The organism is Prevotella sp. HJM029 (genome assembly GCF_000599605.1).
Taxonomy (GTDB): Bacteria; Bacteroidota; Bacteroidia; order Bacteroidales; family Bacteroidaceae; genus Prevotella.
Genome location: NZ_KK082670.1, coordinates 26,479 through 43,955, shown reverse-complemented (window position 1 = coordinate 43,955; position 17,477 = coordinate 26,479). Strand labels below are relative to the sequence as shown.

Sequence of the window (17,477 nt, the reverse complement as noted above, 5' to 3'; positions counted from 1 at the left end):
CAGCATTCGGTAACTGAATTATTTTCGCTCGTGTGGCTGTTGCTGTAGCCGGCAGTTTTCTGCATAAGTGAGGAACGCTTTAATTCGGGTAACTTTACCCACAAATATTAAAGCGTATGAAAACAGAAAAGATGAAGGTGTTGCTCTACCTTAAAAAGAGCAGTTTGGACAAGTCGGGCAAGGCTCCGATTATGGGACGAATAACCATTGGGCGTTCCATTACCCAATTTAGTTGTAAACTATCTTGTAATCCCGATTTGTGGAATCCCCGTGAGAGCAGGATGAACGGTAAGAGTCGTGAGGCAGTGGAGATTAACGGAAAGTTGGAGAATTTGTTACTTTCCATTCAATCGGCTTACCAATTATTGATTACCAAAGGTTGCCCATTTGATGCAACCGATGTAAAGGAGCAGTTTCAAGGCAGCGTGCAGGCAAGATGTATGCTTATCGAAAGATTGGATATGCTCATCAAGGAGAAAGAAAGTCATATCGGTATAGACATCAAGAAAGGGTCTATGTCCGCCTATTATTCCACTCGAAAACGATTACAGGAGTTTATTTTGAAGAAGTATAATGTTTCAGACATGGCGTTCTCCCAATTGACCGAGAACTTCATATATGAGTTCCGCCAATACTACTTGGGGGTATGTGGCTTCCAAGAAAGTTCTTTCTTCGCAGTGGCATCACATTTGAAAACGGTTTGCAGGTTGGCTTACCGTGAGGGAATAGCCGATACGCTGATGTTTGACAAAGCCCACATAGAAAGAGGAGATAAGAAAACGCCGAAGGCACTCAACAGGGAAGCCTTGGAGAAGTTAAAGGTTCTCCGCTTTGATGATTTGGAGGAGGAAATGGAAACGGCAAGGGATATTTTTCTCTTTGCCTGTTATACCGGTGCTGCGTATTGCGATTTGATGGAACTAAGCAAATCTTATCTTGTCCGTGATGACGAGGGAAATTTATGGCTGAAGTTCAATCGGCAGAAGACGGGGGTGCTTTGTCGCATCAAATTATTGCCCGAAGCCATCCGACTAATCGAGAAAATGCACAGCGATGAAAGGGAAACATTGCTCCCATTCATCAAATATCCTACCTATCAATCTTGCCTGAAAGCCCTACGGCTTCGGGCAGGTATCCCGTTTTCCTTTACCACGCATACGGCAAGGCACACCTTTGCCACGCTCATCACGCTTGAACAAGGCGTACCGATTGAAACGGTGAGTAAGATGCTCGGACATACGAATGTAAGTATGACCGAACGCTATGCAAAGGTGACACCGCAAAAACTCTTTGAGGAGTTCGCTCGCTTCCTTTCTTTCACAGAAGATTTGCAGTTGGTGATTTGACCAATTGCTTTCATTCAACATCATTTTCAATAAAAGATATACATACAAAACCATCAAGACAATGAGAAGTACATTCAAGATACTGTTCTATATCAACAGACAGAAGACAAAGTCAGACGGAAGGACTACCATTCTCTGCCGTATTACCATAGATGGGAAGAGTTCCGCCATAACCACAGGAGAGGAATGCCTGCCGGCAGAGTGGAACCCCAAACAAGGACAGACTACCGACAAAAGAAAAAACAAAAAGTTAACAGAGCTCAGAGAGCTTGTAGAAAAGACTTATCGGGATTTATTGACGAGGGACGGAGTGGTCAGCGTGGAACTTATCAAGAACCGTTTGCAAGGTATTGCCACAAATCCGACAACGATGCTTGCCATGAGCAAGGCGGAACTGCAATCCGTCAAAGAGTGCTTGGGGAAGTCAAAGACGGAGGGAACTTATCAGAACCTATATTACTCTGACAAGATGCTCACTGAGTTTGTCAAGGACAGAGGAAACGAGGATATACCCATTACTGTCATTACGGAAGATTTGTTTGAAGAATATCGTTTCTTTCTTAAAAAGCAAAGGTTGGCAGCTGCAACCATCAACCGCTATCTTTGCTGGCTAAGTAGGTTGATGTACCGTGCGGTCAGCCAAAGGCTCATTCGTTGCAATCCCTTTGAGAATACCAAGTACGAGAAAACGGAACAGAAGATACGCTTTCTGCAAAAGAACGATGTGGCCAAACTCATGGCTTTGAAAGTAAACGACAAGGAGGCGGAACAGGCAAGACTGATGTTCATCTTCGCTTGCTTTACAGGCTTGGCTGTTGCCGACATGGAACACCTGCAATATGGGCATATCCAAACGGCAGCGGACGGACAGAAATATATCCGTAAGGAACGACAGAAGACAAGAGTAGAGTTTGTCGTGCCCCTGCATCCGATAGCCGAAGTCATTATCAAACATTGCAAGGCCGAACAAGAAAGAAACGGAGGAATTCAATCGGTGAAAGAAAAAGGTGAAACTGAAACAAGGACAGACAGCCTTGTCTTTCCCTGTGATTGCAGTCGGAGTGTGATGAGTGCAAAGCTAAGCATTGTGGGCAAAGCTTGCGGCATTAGAGAGCGGTTATCCTACCATATGGCGCGACATACGTTCGGCACGATGAGTCTGAGTGCCGGTATTCCCATAGAGAGTATTGCCAAGATGATGGGGCACGCCTCTATCGCCAGCACACAAATCTATGCACAGATAACCGATAATAAGATTTCGGAGGATATGGATAGACTGATTAGGAAATATCAAAAGGAGGAAGCGATATGAACGTCAATCGCCATCAAGCAAAAAGAGACCGCAGTTATTTCGAATGGGGCGATAAGATGCAAATTGTCCGCAAAAGAAATGGCGATATAGCCATGACGGAGAGTGAACTCGTGGGGTTCTTCGGTGTAACGTGGAAGAAACTCAATTATCACCTGCAACTGCTTCTGAAAACATCTTATCTGCACCCTGACGAAAGGGACGCAGGTGAGGAAGAAGTTTTCGTGAACGGACGACCAAAGGCTATGCACCGCTTTACCCGCTTCCAATCATCATTGCCCTGTCCTTTCAGTTGGACAGCACGGAAGCCCATTTGTTCAGAAAGTACATTTGCAGGGAAATACACCGCCCGGCAAATATCATAACACCGATATTCTTAATCGACAAGACGGATAGTTGACACTGTTCTTTCTCTTTCACCGATATTCTCTTACTACATAACTACAAAGAGAGGAAATACGGTGAAAGAAAAAGGTTAAGCGTGTAGTCAGGAAGTAGAAATCGCTATTACTACAGTCTAACTACACGCTACCATCTTCTTACAGGTTTTTCACAGCAACAACGGAAAACAGCATCGGTATTTCGCCGTTCTTTCCTGCTATTTTGAACGTTCCGTTCTTTTCGGCAATCATATTTCCAAACAGATTGAAGGGCGAATAATCATACTCTCCAAAAGACTGTATCTGCAAGCCGTTACAGAGCAAGCCATTAATAACTTCAGCCAGTCCGTGGTTCCATGTAATGGTCTTTTGCCGATTATTGGTTTCTGAATCTGTATAAGTGGCTTCTTCCACTATGTAAGGCTCTTTGCGTGAATAAGCATATCGGACTTGAGAAAAGTTTTCATCGAACATCCACAATACGGGGTGAAATTCCACAATAACGAACTTCCCTCCGTCTTTCAGCATTTGTGAAATCACCTGTCCCCATTGGATTAAGTCGGGCAACCAATTGACAACACCATAAGACGTATATACAATGTCAAACTGTTGCCCTTGCAATACGGTAGGTGCATCGTAGATGTTGCAGCAGCAGAATTGCGCATTCAGTCCTAATTCCTCGTTTAAAGACTTTGCCGTTTGTATAGCTTCTTCCGAGAAATCTACCCCAACAACGTTAGCTCCTAACTTTGATAAGGAAAGTGTATCCATTCCGAAATGGCATTGAAGATGCAAGATAGACTTCTCTCGAACGTCTCCCAGTAAAGATAAATCCAAGTCGGGAACAGACTTTACTTCTCTTTTGAATTTATTCAAATCATAAAATGAGGAATGCAGATGAATTTCTGTTCTTGCATTCCATGTTTCTTTGTTTATTTTATAATAATCTTCCATTATTTATTTCTTATTGATTTGTTATTTATTACCTTTTTCCCAACGTTGAAATCTATCCATAAAGAAGAATGCAGAAAACAAGCTTAGTATGGTAAGAACAATGCCAATGGCTGCCCATAGAACCATTTGCGAGAAGGATAGAACTGTTGTTTTTGAGAATTCAGCAAAAGAATAGATGCAGTAAGGTAATGTCAGGAGGCTTGTAATGATAACGGGCACATATTTTCGATATACAATCCACTGCACGATATGCATTAAAAGGTGAACGGAATACCCTGTCAATGCAGCAAACCACCATTGATATTCACCTGTCCAAACGGAGCAAAACGAAACAACAGAAATAAGTATGAACTCGTGAGCAGTACCAACAGCAAAGGTGGAAGTGGAATAATCGAAAACTCCTCGTCGGGTAAAGAACGATTCGATTTTAGGGAATCGTTTTCTCAATTCTTCCCTATTCCTGTCTATCCAATGTCTAAACATAATAATTTCCTCGTATTCGTGAATCATAAACACGAAAGGAAGAAGTATCATTATTAAGTTTATTCTTGCCATAACTTCCCTTGTTATTTACTTCAAATTACCGATGTTGTTTTTTCCAATCCTCTAAAGTGATTTTGGTAAAATGCTCTGTGCGAACTTCGTTCAGCAATGGAACAGGTTTGTTGTCTTCTGTATGGCTGTAAACGAATCCGCATTTCTCTTGTGCTCGTTTCGATTTCTTGTTTCCGTCGTAGTACCCACACCAAACCGTAGTTTGCCGTAAGTTCTCAAAAGCATACCGAAGCAATTCGTTTACGGCTTCAGGTATCAAGCCTTGTCCCCAATAGGGTTCACCAATCCAATAACCTATTTCACACTCATTGTCTGCCATTTTTGCACTGTGGATTTCACTTCTTGCGGTCATTATCCCAACGCTGCCGACAGCTTCGCCAGTTTCTTTCAACACAACTGCATAGGTTTCAGGGGCAGAGAGTACTGTTTTTATAATTTCACGACTGTTCTCTACGCTTGTATGCGGTGTCCAACCAGCAATCGGACCAACGTTTGGATTCTGTGCATACTTGTATAATGCTTCAGCATCGCTTTCTTTCCATGCTCTCAATAGCAGGCGTTTTGTTTGTAGTTCCATACTTTTTTCTTATTTTCCACGTTTCTTTATTAGCCTTATTATAAGATTTCTATTGTTTGTTTATTGTGTTTTAATATGTACTTTTATTTTCTTTATCGCCCAATCATAATGGCTTGAAGTTGCTGAAACACTATAAGAACCAAGCGTAGAGGTGCCCGTCCAATCGAATATGCCCTTGTTAAAGAGTTCGTTGTCAGAGAAAGTTGCAATCAATTCCATTACTTGTTGATGGCTTTCTTTTAACATTGCCTTTGCATCTGATAGTGATGTGTTTTGATGTTTCTTCCAAAACTCCACGTTCATTACTGGATATGTTTTCCAATTATAAGGCTCAGGAAGAAAAGATTTGCATTCTCCCTCACGATTGGAGTTTATCCAATTCAGTAACAACTGATGCCATTCATACAGATGAACAAGTACATCGCGCAGATTTTTGTCCCTGCTCCAATGTGCTTCTTTGCCCATTGCAGCCATTTTTTCTGCAAAGGTTGCTGTCTGTAGCTCTTCGCTCATACTGTCTATGAGCTTCCACATCTTCTCAAATTGTCTATTAGCAGATGTTATTAAATCCACTTTTGTTGTTGCTCGTGCCATTGTTTTTTTTATATTTTATCAGTTGAAATAACTCTGAATGTACAAGAGTTAACGGTGATACGTATATGTTCCGTATCATTAGTTATATAATAGTTCTTTCCTTTTCTCAGGAAATGACTCGTGTCTGTACGCCTGATAATATCTGAAATAAAACTTTCTATTTCTTGTGGCAATAGATGAAGTCCGAGCTTTCGGTTTATTCTGTCATACACAAATTTTGTATAACAGAGCTTTTCTATGATGGTTGCTTTCAGCGAATCGTCTATGCTTTCATATTCTTGACCATCTCCTTTTTGCGAAAGACTATCGGCAACCTTTTCTTTTAGTTCGGTTTGGCATTGTTTAATGGTCTTTCCTGCTGTGTCAATGATGATGCGGCTTTTGTGCCACTCGTGATATTCTCGGTTTTCTATGTCGTTCCACACAGGGAGTTTCATATTTGCTACTTCTGCATTTCTCTGTTTTGCACGCTCTTTGTGTTCTGTTTTATCCGAACAAACAACCTCAATGTTTACGAAACGGCAGTTGTTATTGACAGCAACATCTTCCCATTCTCGCCTTGTCAGTTCAATAGGGTTGCAGCAATCAGCCACTACATTGTTGCCTAATTGCAGATTGTCGGCTGCCATACGATATGCCAACCGATAGCCTTCCCCCTCAACATCGATATGGCATAAGTCTTTCAAACCTTGTTCAATGGTATCAATGCGTAGGTAAACCGCTTCGAAATACTTTACAACAGACTTTGCAAGCGTGGATTTTCCTACTGCTGGTAGCCCAGAAAATACAAAGAGAATCGCTTTATTCATTGCAATCTTTATTTCAACAACTTAGTTGCAAGTTTATACGTAAACAGAACGCGTGAATCGGATAAATCCCATTGCAGTACTTCGGCTCGTATCAATTCACAATGTTTCTTGCTTATATCCTTCAAAGCATTTCCTACGGATTTCCTAAGATATTCGCTCTCGTGCGCCTTACGCTTAGCGATTAGAGCAATGGCAATTGAAGGGTTTTCTTTGAAGAATGGACGACTTGTCCAAATCCTCAACCCTTCTGTTACAGCATGGATAACATTCGGATTATCGTCATTTATCCACTCTTCGATGAGTGGCAAGGACGTTTCATATCCTCTGTGTTTGCAGACCTCATCAAAAGCCTTTGCAAGCATTTCCTGCACACGCCAATTTCCGTCAGTACTCACCTCCTCTTTGAGAAAACTGAGAGCATTGTTGTTTTCCGTAGCTAGCCGCCCCAATATTGCCGTAGCCAACATACGGATTTGATAGGCTTTGTTCTTGAACAGTTCGAGTGCAAGTTCAAAGCATCGTTCGTTAGAGCCTACTGAAAGAATTTCATCAGCCCCATCAATGATGTGCTGAAAGCCATGCTCTATTTGCAGTATTCGATTGAGTATGTTACTTATTTCCATTATTTTCTCTCTGCCGTTACTTTCGCTACAGTTAACCATTCATTGTTCTCGTTCTTTTGCTCTTTTCTCCACATAAAAGAGGAAGATTTTATTTCGGAGAATACATATCTCATCTTCTTTGTCGTGTTTTCGGTCAGGATAATTTCTTCGCCAACCTTACGAGCAGTCAATCGGATAGCTTCGCCCATACAACCGTAGAAAATATCCCACGACATAGTCTTGGGATTAAAAATGCGAAGCATCGTTCCATATTCGGCATCGGGCTGTTTATCTCGTAAACGTTCCGTACGGGATGGGACGATAAAGAGGTCTTGTACAGCAGTACCGTCCAGAATTCGGGAGAATATCCATTCACCCTTCACTCGTCTTGGTTCGGTATCCTCAAAATGGTCGTTCCACATAATATTCCATTCACCTATCAGGCTACCCCAAAATTCGTATTCTTCAGATATTCTCTCGCTTAGTGTGTTGCAACACAAAGCAGTGATAAATTCATTCATTACTTTCATATTCCTTGTTTTTCGGAAGTTTTTGTGAAGTTTGTTCGAGCTTTTTCTCGTCTCGGGCAACCTTGCGTTGCAGTTTCTTTATATCTTCTGCCGGTGGAAGCTCTTCAGGTTTGATACCACGCTTCCCCAACATATCGCGCACACTTTGGTTGTTCTGTATGTGTTCCCGAGTAATGGGCTGTTCTCCATATAGGTCTTTGTTTTCTACGTTATAGTTGGTCATTTCCGTAGCAAGGTTCTTGGCTGCTATGGTAAGGGTGGGCAGGAAGTCTGCCAACGGTCTGTTGGATTTCACACCCAAACGGTTTTTCATATCTTCGGTGGTGTGCCCTCCGAAAAGTGCAGTATCGCCTTTAGAACGTATACGCCCGAACCCTTTGTCATCAATACCTCGTTGATATATATTCTGCGACAATTGTTTTTCTGCTGTTCTTAGTTTATCGCGGGTCTCTAAGCGAGATAGCAGGTTTAGTCGCTCTTCTATCAATTCTGCCTTTCGTGTTTGTACGGCAAAATAGCTTTGGGCGAAAGCGATTTCTTCTTTCTTGGGATCACCGTTTTGAGCGATAAGGTAGCAGGCATAGCGAGTTAGCATGAAGTCAGATACCTCTCGTTTTCCACCTTTACCGATTTCGATCATTTTCGTGGCCTCACGAAAATGATCATCTATGCTGATTCCCTGCGATTTACACGAATCTACTGCTCGGCGTATAGCAACGAGAAAGTTCTCCCAGCGCGCATAACCCAATATCGCTTGCAGTTCGCGGGCAAACCACACTTCTATTTGTTCTTTGGCATCGTCGCTTTCAATGTATCGGGCGATGCTGTCAAACGATGATTTATATTGTAGAATGATACTTTTGTCCATTGTCTTTTATTTATAAATCTATTCTTCACCCGTATCCGTTCTTTTCGGGTCTAGTTGATAGCCGAAATTCTATGGTCACATGTTCTTCAAACTGTACAAGGATAATCATAACTTGGATTGTTTACGAAGTCCAATTACAGCATTTGTAATATCTTGTTTAGCATCCTTATTACTCCACTCTTTCCAAAATTTTACTGTCGCACTATCGGGCTTTATTTTAGGTTCTGAAATTAAGATCCTTGTTGGCAACAATGACGCATCTCCCACGATCAATGCTTCACCAATATCTAAAATTGGAAGAACCTCCGTTAATCCTACCAGATTATCAGGTAAAAGTCTTTTGATTACGGTTTGGTCTTCTGCATTAGAAAGCCGCAACGAAATAAAGTTGTTACATTGACTCAAAACAGTTCTATTAACCTCTGCTGGTCTTTGACTTATCACGACTAAACTAACACCATATTTTCTGCCTTCTTTCGCAATTCTTTCAAAGCTTTTCAAACTTAATTCGGAAGCTGCATCTTGATTGGTTCTTTCAGGAATGTACAAATGAGCTTCATCACAAAGTAGGCAAATTGGATGTTGGTTCTCTTTTGTTGTCCATTGTTGAACGGTGAAAATGATTCTTGCAACCAATCCAATTACTAGCGGTAAGACATCTGATGGTACTTCTGAGAAATCTATGATTTTTACACCTGCCTTTTTACGATTAACCTCTGAACCAAGCATTAAAGCACTACAAAATTCATTTAACCACTCTATTTGTAATTCATCATCTGAAACTTGGAAAAGAAAGCCGATACGTTTATCATCTTTCTTCGCCTCAAGTCGTTGAATAAATCTTGTCAACTTTCCAAAGAAAGGACCTTGCTTTTCTTTTCCTGCTGCTCCAGGCACCATTTCTTCATCAAGGCGTTTCAATTCTTGAAGCACCTTTTCTAATTTATAAGGAATGGGGCTATCGATAGTAATACTATCTTTGAAAGTCGTATCTTTCACTTCATCAAGATACTTTTGTTTTTCTGTAAATACAGCCTTAGAAAATAGCATTGCTTGATTGGGAGCATTGCTGTCACTACGGTCAAGCAACATTGCTAACATCTCTTCGTAAGTCAATAACCAATAAGGCAGCATTAAAACGCCCTTTGTAAGGTTACCTTTTTTCCCTAAGTCAGAAGGCTTGGCAATTCTGAAATGCTGTATTCCGTCTGTCTTAAAGTCCTCTCCGCTATATTCTCCGTGGATATCAAACAAAATAGAATTTGCCATTGGTAATTTAGCTATCTGCTCAATAATTTTGGCAACACACCACGATTTTCCCGAACCTGTACTTCCCACAATAACTGCGTGCCGTTGGAAAAGTTTATCTCCATCCAAAAATGCTTCTGCATTTTCATCTATGGAATACTTTCCAATTGAAAGCGGGATTTCGTAATTCTCCTTTGTGGAAATAGTTTGCATAAATCTTGTAATGTTCTCTCCGTCAATAGCGAAGCATTTGGCCTCAATTTCGGGAACAGTATCAAGCGTTCTTTTAAAAACATTTTCTTTTTCTCCGTACTTATTCAATAAAGTCCCAATTAAATTCACTTTCAGAATATTTTCTGTAAAAAGAAAATTATTCAACCCTAAATCTTCACCTACTAGTTGTTCATCATCAGCAACCTTACGGGTTATACGATTTATAATTCCAATTAAGTGTTGGCCTGCCTTTGAACTTTGAATTGCTACTAAATGATTAACTTGTAACTTTCTTAACTTATCAAGTTCTTCAACTTTTACGATAAGCGTTGCTGTATCAACACTGAAAACTGTTCCAATTGAAGTGTTTTCTTCGAAACTAAAAATTGCCATATTTTCTATTTTATTAGTTTAATGTACTCTGAAAGCTGCCAATAGCTATTTTCAACAATCTGTTCTCCCTGACTTGAAGAATATATTTTTGTATGGTTGCCACCGCTCTCTTCCATTAGTATGTAATTCTTACACTCGCCATAAATGATTGCCTCTTTGGTTTTGGGTGTTAATTCTCTTGTGATTACAATTATTGGTTTTGATTTGATCTGTTGAATGAGTTTTGGCTGAACGTGTTCATCATTGAAACCATAACCAATACACAAAAAACCATTTGCGTTTTGAATTTCTATATCTGCTTGTGCGAAAATGGTTCTATATGGTTCTTTATGTGTTTCTGCATACTTGCTCAGTCCTGGAGTTACAATCAATGGTTTATAACCTTGTGGAATATTTTTACACAAAGGTAAATGAATATTTCCTTTATTTGGTATTTCAAACCAGTCTAATGACCCATGAACTTTCCATATATTAATTTGTCCGTCATATCCTCTTACATTTGCCAAGGCATTCGTATGAATGATGTCTGAAAAATGTCCAATGTAGTTGTGAGCATATCCTGTACAAATAAAAGCTTTTGCAATACTTGCACTATATTCTGCAATACGATCATAATTGGTAGTAATTATGGAAAGCTTTCTGTTGGTTGTTGAAAGTAAATGCCTCATCAATACTGCCAATGGCATATTCTCCCCATTCAAAATAAATTGTTTGTATGCTTCCAGGTCTGTTTTAGAAATCAATTCCCAAGTTGCCTTGAGTACAGATTTTAGGACAGTATCATTGAGCTGTATTTTCAATAATGTTTTCTCTAAATCTTTTTTCTCTTCAAGACTTTTCTTAAATGCTTCAAATTGTCTTTGATCCGCATCATCTTTAAAAGTTAATGTGTTTTTCAAGTGTTCGCCAAGTTTCCACATTGAAGGCAGTCCAAACATAACAGAAGCACCACTACCTAATACGAGTAATGGAACTTTGTTTGTCCAATCCTGAAGTTGTTTTAATAATGCATCAAAATCCATATCGGTTCTCTTTATATCTTTGTAGATGATTTTAAAATCATATACCCATTCTCCATATTCCTCTCAAAATTGTCTTATAGGACTTCTCAAAAAGTCTTATAGGACAATTAATACTTTACTTCATTCTTCTTCAGCGGATTCTTTTTCGCCTGAATTACATACTTTATCATATTGCTTAGAATTAAAGGGTTAGTAATATTGCAAAGGTACGGATTTCCGCTATGAAATCGGCATAATATCAGAACTTTCTGCTAAGAGAATACGATTATTTTCTAATCCTTGTAATTCTCCTCCAACATCTTTTCCAAATCCGAAGCCTTATAGAGTATCTTGCCTGCAATCTGCGTGTAGGGGATAACCTTTCGGTCGCGATAGTCCTGCAAGGTACGGGGACTGATGTACAGCCGCTCGCACACTTCTTTACCCGTGAGGAAAAGTTCTCCAGCAAATAGCGGCTTGTGCGTTTCTGCCACTTCCAAAATTCTTTTTTTCACACCTCTTAGCGCCGAGACAACCAGCTGCATCTCGTCCGTCTCCATGTTCAAGTCTCTTGCTGTTTCCATCATATCATTTTGTTTTTAGGTTTGTTCGACTTCATAAGAAGCAGTGCTTTCACATCCTCGCGCTTGTAATAGCACTTGTGTCCGATTTGCGTAAATGGAAGCACACCCGTATCACGATAATGCTGCAAGGTGCGCTTGCTGATGTTCAGCAGCTTGCACACATCTCCGTTGTGTAGCCAATCGGTGTGTTTGCTCTTTTCTCCGAATGCTTGGTGGCAACATTCTGCAAGGCTCAAGATTTCATCTCGCAGCTTTGCCCAATTGCTTTCTGTAATGACGTAATAGTTCATAATCTTATCTTGTTTTATTGTTTGTTGTTTCTGGTTCTTCCTGTTTACATCTGCAAAGATAATGGCGTATGTACGTCTCTCAAAGCAGTAGGGGACAGTAGGGAAGTGTCGGGAACAATAGGGAAAAGAGCAATCCGTTCCATCGGTTCGCATTTGCGTTTTCCTGCCCCGTCTTTTTTCTTTCATTGCAAAATTAAGATAGGACATTTCTTATTCCATCACTTTTCATTCAACTGGCAGCTTGTGGCGCTATGGCAGGGACAAAAGAGACAGATTGCTATTCTCTCCATTACACAAATGAGGATAATAAGATAATCAAGGCAAAATACTACATCTGAAAGCAAACAACGACATTGATATTTCAGCCAACCTTTTCTTCTTACCTCCCGATTTTTGCTTAATGAGGCAATAAATGCTCTTCTTTTCTGCTTGCTTCCCTAAGAATTTCGCAGCAGACGGACGCAACATTATGCAAGAAGCCTCTGAATGCTTGGAAGTTACGCATTCTCACCCTAACTTCACTCTTGGAAACCAATTCAAGGAAATAATGAAAAGAGAAGCAGATGCAGGCAATATAAAGGACAGGCAAAATCACAATCGCAGGGGTAGCTCGTCCAAGAATGCAGAGATAGAAGCCTACCTCTCTACACACTATGAGTTCAGATACAACACGGTATTGGGAAGAACTGAATATCACAGCAAGTCTAACAGCGATTTTGTAAAGGTCGGTCGGTATGAAATCAACACGCTCCGTAGGGAGATAGACAACGACATCGGGATTATCACATCTTCCGATAATCTCTATTCCATCATCGAGAGCAGTTTCTCTCCACGCATCAACCCCATACAGGAGTATTTCAAAAGGTTGCCATCAATGGATATAGGCGGTAGTGAAGATGGTTATGGTCCTGCTTCCCTTTCATTGAAAGCTATTCCCGATTTGGCAAGCTGTGTTGCCGTGCGCAACTCCCAAAAGTGGCTGCCGTATCTCACCAAATGGCTTGTGGCAGTGGTAGCCAACGCAATGGATGACCGTGAGTGCCACAACCACACCTGCCTTGTACTGACAGGCGAACAGGGTAAGTTCAAGACGACCTTCCTTGACTTACTCTGTCCGCCGGCACTGCATGGTTACAGTTATACAGGAAAGATATATCCGCAGGAGAAGGACACACTTACCTATATCGGGCAGAACCTTATCGTAAACATTGACGACCAGCTCAAAGCCCTCAACAAACGGGACGAAAACGAACTGAAAAACCTCATCACCTGTCCGATGGTCAAATATCGCATGCCCTATGACAAATATGTGGAGGAACATCCTCACTTGGCGAGCTTCGTGGCATCGGTGAATGGCAACGACTTCCTTACAGACCCGACAGGCAGCAGACGTTTTTTGCCCTTTGAGGTCTTGTCTATTGACATCAACAGGGCAAAGGCTATCTCAATGGATAGTGTCTATGCAGAAGCCAAAGCCTTGCTCAAATCAGGTTTTCGCTATTGGTTTGACGATGATGAGATAGCCGAACTGTACAGGGAAAGCGAGGACTTCCAAGTACAGACAACGGAGATGGAACTCTTGCTGCGTTGTTTTGAGAAGCCAACGGAGGACGAGAACTATTTGTTAATGACCACTACGGAGATACTCGCCTATTTGGGTATTTATACCCACCAGCCACTTGTTGCCAAACATATGGGCGAAGCTTGAAGAAAGCAGGATATATAAAGGTGAGTAAGCGAAGAAACGGTGGGAATCCCATCTATGTCTACAAGATTAGAAAAATCTTGCCATGTCCACTCATTCAAACTTGTAGTAGCCAAATGTAGTAGAATGGGTAGTATCTCCACATACTACTAACTGTTGCTGATTATCAATTACTTATATTAAAATAGTATGTAGTAAGAAGAAAGATGAAAAAGTTTGGAGGGGAAAACTTTAGAAAAGAGGATTTCATTCAAACGGCATTCAAATATCATTCAAACCAACCATTATTATTCAAATAAGAATTATCCAACCATTTAAAGTTTATGACAATGAAAGAAGAAGATTTATCACTTATCAAGCGATACCCCATCGTGGCGTATCTTGAAAGGAAAGGCATCAAGCCTGTACGCAGAACACCGACCTATGCGCTGTACCGCTCACCGCTCAGGGATGAAACACATCCGAGTTTCAAGGTGGACACAGAGAAGAACCTCTGGATAGACTATGCCGAAGGCAGAGGTGGAAGCATCATCGACCTCTGTATGCGATTGGAGAACTGCACGCTCTCGGAAGCCATCTGCCGTTTGGGGCAGACCACTTCCTTTGATACAGCGTGCAACTATGCCGAACCCTCAAAGGAGAAGGCATACAGCAGCAATGGCAGTATCAAACCGCTAAAAGAGAAAATGGCCAATGGGACAAGGAGACTGATAGAAGTATCAGACACCTTGCCGCCACATTTACAGGAGTACCTTGTAAATGAACGCTGCATCAACTTGGAAAAGGCATTGCCCTTTCTCAAATCCATCAGCTATGAGGTAAGGGGAAGAAGATACGAAGCCATCGGTTTTGTCAACCTCTCGGGCGGTTATGAACTTCGGGACGACAATATGTTCAAAGGAACGATTGCCCCAAAGGACATCACTCCGATATTTGAGAACAAGGCTCAGCCCGTCTGTCTGTTCGAGGGGTTTATGGACTTTCTCTCTTTCCTTTCAATGAAAGAAGAAGTGAATAACCGCTGCCTTGTGATAAACTCTGTGAGCAACATTGGAAGAAGTATCAGCTACCTGAACAACCAGCAAGTATCTTCTATCCGTATTTTCCTTGATAACGACGACGCGGGGCGGAGAGCAACACAGGAGCTGATAAAGGCAGGTTTTAAGGTAGAAGATATATCCCGATATTACAAAGACTTCAAAGACCTCAACGAGTATCATGTCAGCCGTGTTCGTGAGCAACAGAAAAAGCTGGAGAAAGCTCCAAAAACAAACAATAAACCCAAACAAGTCAAACTAAAAATACGATAGAGCAATGAAAAAGATGAAAGCAAGTAGAGAGGAGATAGACCAATCCATAAAAGAAGCGTTCAACATGAACAGACAGGAAAGTAATGAAAGAACAGAAAGGAGAAGTCTTACATACTACTTGGGAGATACAGAAGACGAGGTGGAAGAACAACCACAGGAAAAAGCGCCATCAAAGGAAACAGATTGCCGAGAAGTAATAGCTTCCGAGCCATCCGAACCTACACTGCACACAGAGAATGCAACCATTCAACGGCGCATCAGTGCCAAGATGAGACGGGGAACGCTCGAAGCCTACAAACAGGCGTTCCTTGTTCCGTCCAAATTGAACGACCGAAAGGCGGTTTATCTGAGCAGGGAGACACAGGAACGTGCCGACTTCGTCGTCCGCAGGTTGGGTGACAGGCGCAGCAACCTCTCAAGTTTCGTGGAGAACATCGTGCGCCTCCATCTGGAGGAGTACGGTGAGGACATAGAGAAATGGAGGAGGTTATAAACCGCAGGAGGGGGGGCGAGGGATGAATTTCAAAAGATTTATTTCCCGCTCTAATCCTACTATCGCATTAAAATATGATGTCATATTCTCGTAAATGAGACGTCATATTTTGGCAAATATGACATCATATTTTTAGCAAGCAGACATCTGAACGATGAGAACACCACGAACACAGTTAAACACAGAATGCACGGCATTCACTTTTCGGCTGCAAAACGCCTCGTGCGTAAATGGTCTTATCACTGACATTGCAAGACGTCAGTTTGTACCCACAAACTGCGCTTGCTCCCCTTGTGAGACTGTCGGGGAGATTAGACCGTAATCACTCCGTTCTCATCGGTCAGTGTTCAGGAATTAAGCAAGATTGAAAACAAAGAAAAGAGGACTTTTATATGAACAGATACAACAGCAAGACTGCCCGATGGCAGCAACAGGAGAAGGAAGAACTGCGGATGAACAAGACGGAGTTCATCAAGATAAGATGCACCTTAGAGGAAAAGCAACGTATCAAATCAAAAGCGGAAAGCGCAGGGCGGAAGTTCTCCGATTACTGCCGTGAGATGCTTCTTAGTGGAGAGGTCGTTTCTGTTCCCAAGATGACGGACAATGAAAAGGAAGCCATAGAGGTGTTGAGACGAACAGCCTACTTCTTTATGCATATTTCCAACCTTATCAAGGTAAAGGATGATGCGTGGGTACTGATTACCCAAAGCCTTTCCTATCTGGCAAGGGAAGCTTTTAAACGTTTCTTTAATCCCAAATACCGTATTGAGGAAAGGGTAATTAAACTCTTAAATCTGATGGAGAATGATAGGAAAATGTAAGGCTATCGCGCATGGCAGCAATGCACTGGAGTATATTTTCAGGGAGGGGAAACTCGGTAAAACGCTTCTCTTTCACAATCTCTGCGGCACTACGCCAAAGGAGATTTACGAGGAAATGAAGATGGTCAGCGATTACAATACACGGTGTAGAAACAAGTTCCTGCGTATCGAAATCGGCATAGCACCACAAGATGAGAAAAGATTGAGTCTTGCATCCGTCCGTAACCTTGCGTCAAACTTTGCAATACGCATGGGACTTGCCAACCATCAATGGGTGGCAGTAACACACAAGGACACCGATAATATGCACATCCATATTATTGCCAATCGCATCAGCCTGTACGGAGAAGTGTATGACACCACCTTTGTGAGCAACAGGGCAGCAAGGGTTGCAGAGGAACTCAGCCGCAAGTATGGTATGACCATCGCAAAGGAAGTCAAGGCGGAAAGGACACACCAAAAGGCAAAAGCCAATCCGACAAGAGAACAAATGAAGCAGCAAGTACAGAAGATATGCTATGCTTTACTTGATAGGTACAAAGGCACAGGCATCACTGGGCACTCCATGTTCCTCTACGACCTTAGCAAGAGTGGTGTAACCATTGAACGCTTGAAAAACAAGCAGGGCAAGGTATATGGCTTGAAGTTCTCATATGCAGGACAATCGTTCAAGGCATCTGAAATCGGCAGGGAATTCGGTTACCGTTCCTTGCAAAAGAACTTTGAATCATACAATAAAGCCGAATTAAAGGAGACGACAACAAAAGCTTCCATAATGACGCACGAGATCGCAAAGAATAAAACTCAACCGGATACAGGCTATCAACTTGTTCCTCCCAGCCGTTCGTACATACCGCCTACCAAAGCAAATGAAAATTCATCTATAGCACAA

The 17,477-nt window shown here is 41.6% G+C and carries 18 protein-coding genes and 2 pseudogenes; 8 read left to right on the top strand and 12 right to left on the bottom strand.

Annotated elements, in window-relative coordinates:
- The first annotated feature begins 116 nt into the window (after nucleotides 1-116).
- The 3 genes and pseudogenes from X919_RS0110780 (at nucleotide 117) to X919_RS15315 (ending at nucleotide 3,055) form a co-directional block, all read left to right on the top strand.
- On the top strand, nucleotides 117-1,346 hold the full coding sequence (locus X919_RS0110780; RefSeq protein WP_028900111.1) for a site-specific integrase: 1,230 nt from the start codon (nucleotides 117-119) through the stop codon (nucleotides 1,344-1,346).
- A 61-nt stretch (nucleotides 1,347-1,407) separates the two neighbouring features.
- A complete protein-coding gene (locus X919_RS0110775) occupies nucleotides 1,408-2,658 on the top strand; it encodes a site-specific integrase (protein ID WP_028900110.1) in 1,251 nt (416 codons plus the stop codon).
- Nucleotides 2,655-3,055: pseudogene (locus X919_RS15315) on the top strand (hypothetical protein). Before X919_RS0110775 ends, X919_RS15315 begins: the two are co-directional and overlap by 4 nt.
- Nucleotides 3,056-3,194: 139 nt before the next feature.
- Here the strand turns inward: X919_RS15315 and X919_RS0110765 are convergent.
- The 12 genes from X919_RS0110765 to X919_RS0110710 all read right to left on the bottom strand — a co-directional run bounded on the left by X919_RS0110765 (nucleotide 3,195) and on the right by X919_RS0110710 (nucleotide 12,253).
- Nucleotides 3,195-3,989 (bottom strand): class I SAM-dependent methyltransferase, encoded by a 795-nt coding sequence (locus X919_RS0110765; protein WP_036917900.1) that lies wholly within the window; start codon nucleotides 3,987-3,989, stop codon nucleotides 3,195-3,197.
- A gap of 21 nt (nucleotides 3,990-4,010) precedes the next feature.
- On the bottom strand, nucleotides 4,011-4,544 hold the full coding sequence (locus X919_RS0110760; protein WP_028900108.1) for an HXXEE domain-containing protein: 534 nt from the start codon (nucleotides 4,542-4,544) through the stop codon (nucleotides 4,011-4,013).
- 25 nt (nucleotides 4,545-4,569) lie between these two features.
- Complete coding sequence (locus X919_RS0110755) at nucleotides 4,570-5,121, bottom strand: GNAT family N-acetyltransferase (protein ID WP_028900107.1); 552 nt, start codon at nucleotides 5,119-5,121, stop codon at nucleotides 4,570-4,572.
- A gap of 60 nt (nucleotides 5,122-5,181) precedes the next feature.
- Nucleotides 5,182-5,715, bottom strand: a complete 534-nt coding sequence (locus tag X919_RS0110750; protein WP_028900106.1) for a ClbS/DfsB family four-helix bundle protein — start codon at nucleotides 5,713-5,715, stop codon at nucleotides 5,182-5,184.
- 8 nt (nucleotides 5,716-5,723) lie between these two features.
- Nucleotides 5,724-6,524: a DUF3781 domain-containing protein gene (locus X919_RS0110745; protein WP_028900105.1), complete on the bottom strand. Its 801-nt coding sequence runs from the start codon at nucleotides 6,522-6,524 to the stop codon at nucleotides 5,724-5,726.
- An 8-nt stretch (nucleotides 6,525-6,532) separates the two neighbouring features.
- Entirely contained in the window at nucleotides 6,533-7,147 is a 615-nt protein-coding gene (locus X919_RS0110740; protein ID WP_028900104.1) for a DNA alkylation repair protein, read from the bottom strand.
- On the bottom strand, nucleotides 7,147-7,647 hold the full coding sequence (locus tag X919_RS0110735; protein ID WP_028900103.1) for a hypothetical protein: 501 nt from the start codon (nucleotides 7,645-7,647) through the stop codon (nucleotides 7,147-7,149). The genes X919_RS0110740 and X919_RS0110735 overlap by 1 nt, the downstream gene beginning before the upstream one ends.
- A complete protein-coding gene (gene dinD / locus X919_RS0110730) occupies nucleotides 7,640-8,524 on the bottom strand; it encodes a DNA damage-inducible protein D (RefSeq protein ID WP_028900102.1) in 885 nt (294 codons plus the stop codon). Before dinD ends, X919_RS0110735 begins: the two co-directional genes overlap by 8 nt.
- A gap of 105 nt (nucleotides 8,525-8,629) precedes the next feature.
- Nucleotides 8,630-10,378 carry an ATP-binding protein gene (locus X919_RS0110725; protein ID WP_028900101.1) on the bottom strand — a complete coding sequence of 583 codons (1,749 nt, stop codon included), beginning with the start codon at nucleotides 10,376-10,378 and terminating at the stop codon, nucleotides 8,630-8,632.
- Between the two features lie 5 nt (nucleotides 10,379-10,383).
- Nucleotides 10,384-11,400: an SIR2 family protein gene (locus tag X919_RS0110720; RefSeq protein ID WP_028900100.1), complete on the bottom strand. Its 1,017-nt coding sequence runs from the start codon at nucleotides 11,398-11,400 to the stop codon at nucleotides 10,384-10,386.
- Between the two features lie 272 nt (nucleotides 11,401-11,672).
- Nucleotides 11,673-11,966 (bottom strand): helix-turn-helix domain-containing protein, encoded by a 294-nt coding sequence (locus X919_RS0110715; protein WP_028900099.1) that lies wholly within the window; start codon nucleotides 11,964-11,966, stop codon nucleotides 11,673-11,675.
- Complete coding sequence (locus tag X919_RS0110710; protein WP_028900098.1) at nucleotides 11,963-12,253, bottom strand: helix-turn-helix domain-containing protein; 291 nt, start codon at nucleotides 12,251-12,253, stop codon at nucleotides 11,963-11,965. Before X919_RS0110710 ends, X919_RS0110715 begins: the two co-directional genes overlap by 4 nt.
- Nucleotides 12,254-12,665: 412 nt before the next feature.
- Here X919_RS0110710 and X919_RS15310 point away from each other — a divergent pair.
- The 5 genes and pseudogenes from X919_RS15310 to X919_RS15305 all read left to right on the top strand — a co-directional run.
- Nucleotides 12,666-14,080: pseudogene (locus tag X919_RS15310) on the top strand (VapE domain-containing protein).
- Between the two features lie 207 nt (nucleotides 14,081-14,287).
- The gene (locus X919_RS0110700; protein WP_028900097.1) at nucleotides 14,288-15,268 is read left to right on the top strand and encodes a toprim domain-containing protein; all 981 of its coding nucleotides are present in this window, start codon (nucleotides 14,288-14,290) and stop codon (nucleotides 15,266-15,268) included.
- 4 nt (nucleotides 15,269-15,272) lie between these two features.
- The gene (locus tag X919_RS0110695) at nucleotides 15,273-15,761 is read left to right on the top strand and encodes a DUF3408 domain-containing protein (RefSeq protein ID WP_028900096.1); all 489 of its coding nucleotides are present in this window, start codon (nucleotides 15,273-15,275) and stop codon (nucleotides 15,759-15,761) included.
- Between the two features lie 392 nt (nucleotides 15,762-16,153).
- The gene (locus X919_RS0110690; RefSeq protein WP_028900095.1) at nucleotides 16,154-16,585 is read left to right on the top strand and encodes a plasmid mobilization protein; all 432 of its coding nucleotides are present in this window, start codon (nucleotides 16,154-16,156) and stop codon (nucleotides 16,583-16,585) included.
- Nucleotides 16,569-17,477, top strand: a 909-nt coding sequence (locus X919_RS15305) for a relaxase/mobilization nuclease domain-containing protein (protein ID WP_253270133.1), incomplete at its 3' end; no start/stop codon positions are given. The genes X919_RS0110690 and X919_RS15305, both read left to right, overlap by 17 nt.

Bases quoted from the DNA above. Each gene is read 5' to 3' on its own strand.
- X919_RS0110720 (WP_028900100.1), bottom strand. From the start codon at position 11,400: ATGGATTTTGATGCATTATTAAAACAACTTCAGGATTGGACAAACAAA.
- X919_RS0110725 (WP_028900101.1), bottom strand. From the start codon at position 10,378: ATGGCAATTTTTAGTTTCGAAGAAAACACTTCAATTGGAACAGTTTTC.
- X919_RS0110715 (WP_028900099.1), bottom strand. From the start codon at position 11,966: ATGATGGAAACAGCAAGAGACTTGAACATGGAGACGGACGAGATGCAG.
- X919_RS0110750 (WP_028900106.1), bottom strand. From the start codon at position 5,715: ATGGCACGAGCAACAACAAAAGTGGATTTAATAACATCTGCTAATAGA.
- X919_RS0110740 (WP_028900104.1), bottom strand. From the start codon at position 7,147: ATGGAAATAAGTAACATACTCAATCGAATACTGCAAATAGAGCATGGC.
- X919_RS0110745 (WP_028900105.1), bottom strand. From the start codon at position 6,524: ATGAATAAAGCGATTCTCTTTGTATTTTCTGGGCTACCAGCAGTAGGA.
- X919_RS0110695 (WP_028900096.1), top strand. From the start codon at position 15,273: ATGAAAAAGATGAAAGCAAGTAGAGAGGAGATAGACCAATCCATAAAA.
- X919_RS0110765 (WP_036917900.1), bottom strand. From the start codon at position 3,989: ATGGAAGATTATTATAAAATAAACAAAGAAACATGGAATGCAAGAACA.
- X919_RS0110700 (WP_028900097.1), top strand. From the start codon at position 14,288: ATGAAAGAAGAAGATTTATCACTTATCAAGCGATACCCCATCGTGGCG.
- X919_RS0110775 (WP_028900110.1), top strand. From the start codon at position 1,408: ATGAGAAGTACATTCAAGATACTGTTCTATATCAACAGACAGAAGACA.
- X919_RS0110760 (WP_028900108.1), bottom strand. From the start codon at position 4,544: ATGGCAAGAATAAACTTAATAATGATACTTCTTCCTTTCGTGTTTATG.
- X919_RS0110710 (WP_028900098.1), bottom strand. From the start codon at position 12,253: ATGAACTATTACGTCATTACAGAAAGCAATTGGGCAAAGCTGCGAGAT.
- X919_RS0110755 (WP_028900107.1), bottom strand. From the start codon at position 5,121: ATGGAACTACAAACAAAACGCCTGCTATTGAGAGCATGGAAAGAAAGC.
- X919_RS0110780 (WP_028900111.1), top strand. From the start codon at position 117: ATGAAAACAGAAAAGATGAAGGTGTTGCTCTACCTTAAAAAGAGCAGT.
- X919_RS0110690 (WP_028900095.1), top strand. From the start codon at position 16,154: ATGAACAGATACAACAGCAAGACTGCCCGATGGCAGCAACAGGAGAAG.
- dinD (WP_028900102.1), bottom strand. From the start codon at position 8,524: ATGGACAAAAGTATCATTCTACAATATAAATCATCGTTTGACAGCATC.
- X919_RS0110735 (WP_028900103.1), bottom strand. From the start codon at position 7,647: ATGAATGAATTTATCACTGCTTTGTGTTGCAACACACTAAGCGAGAGA.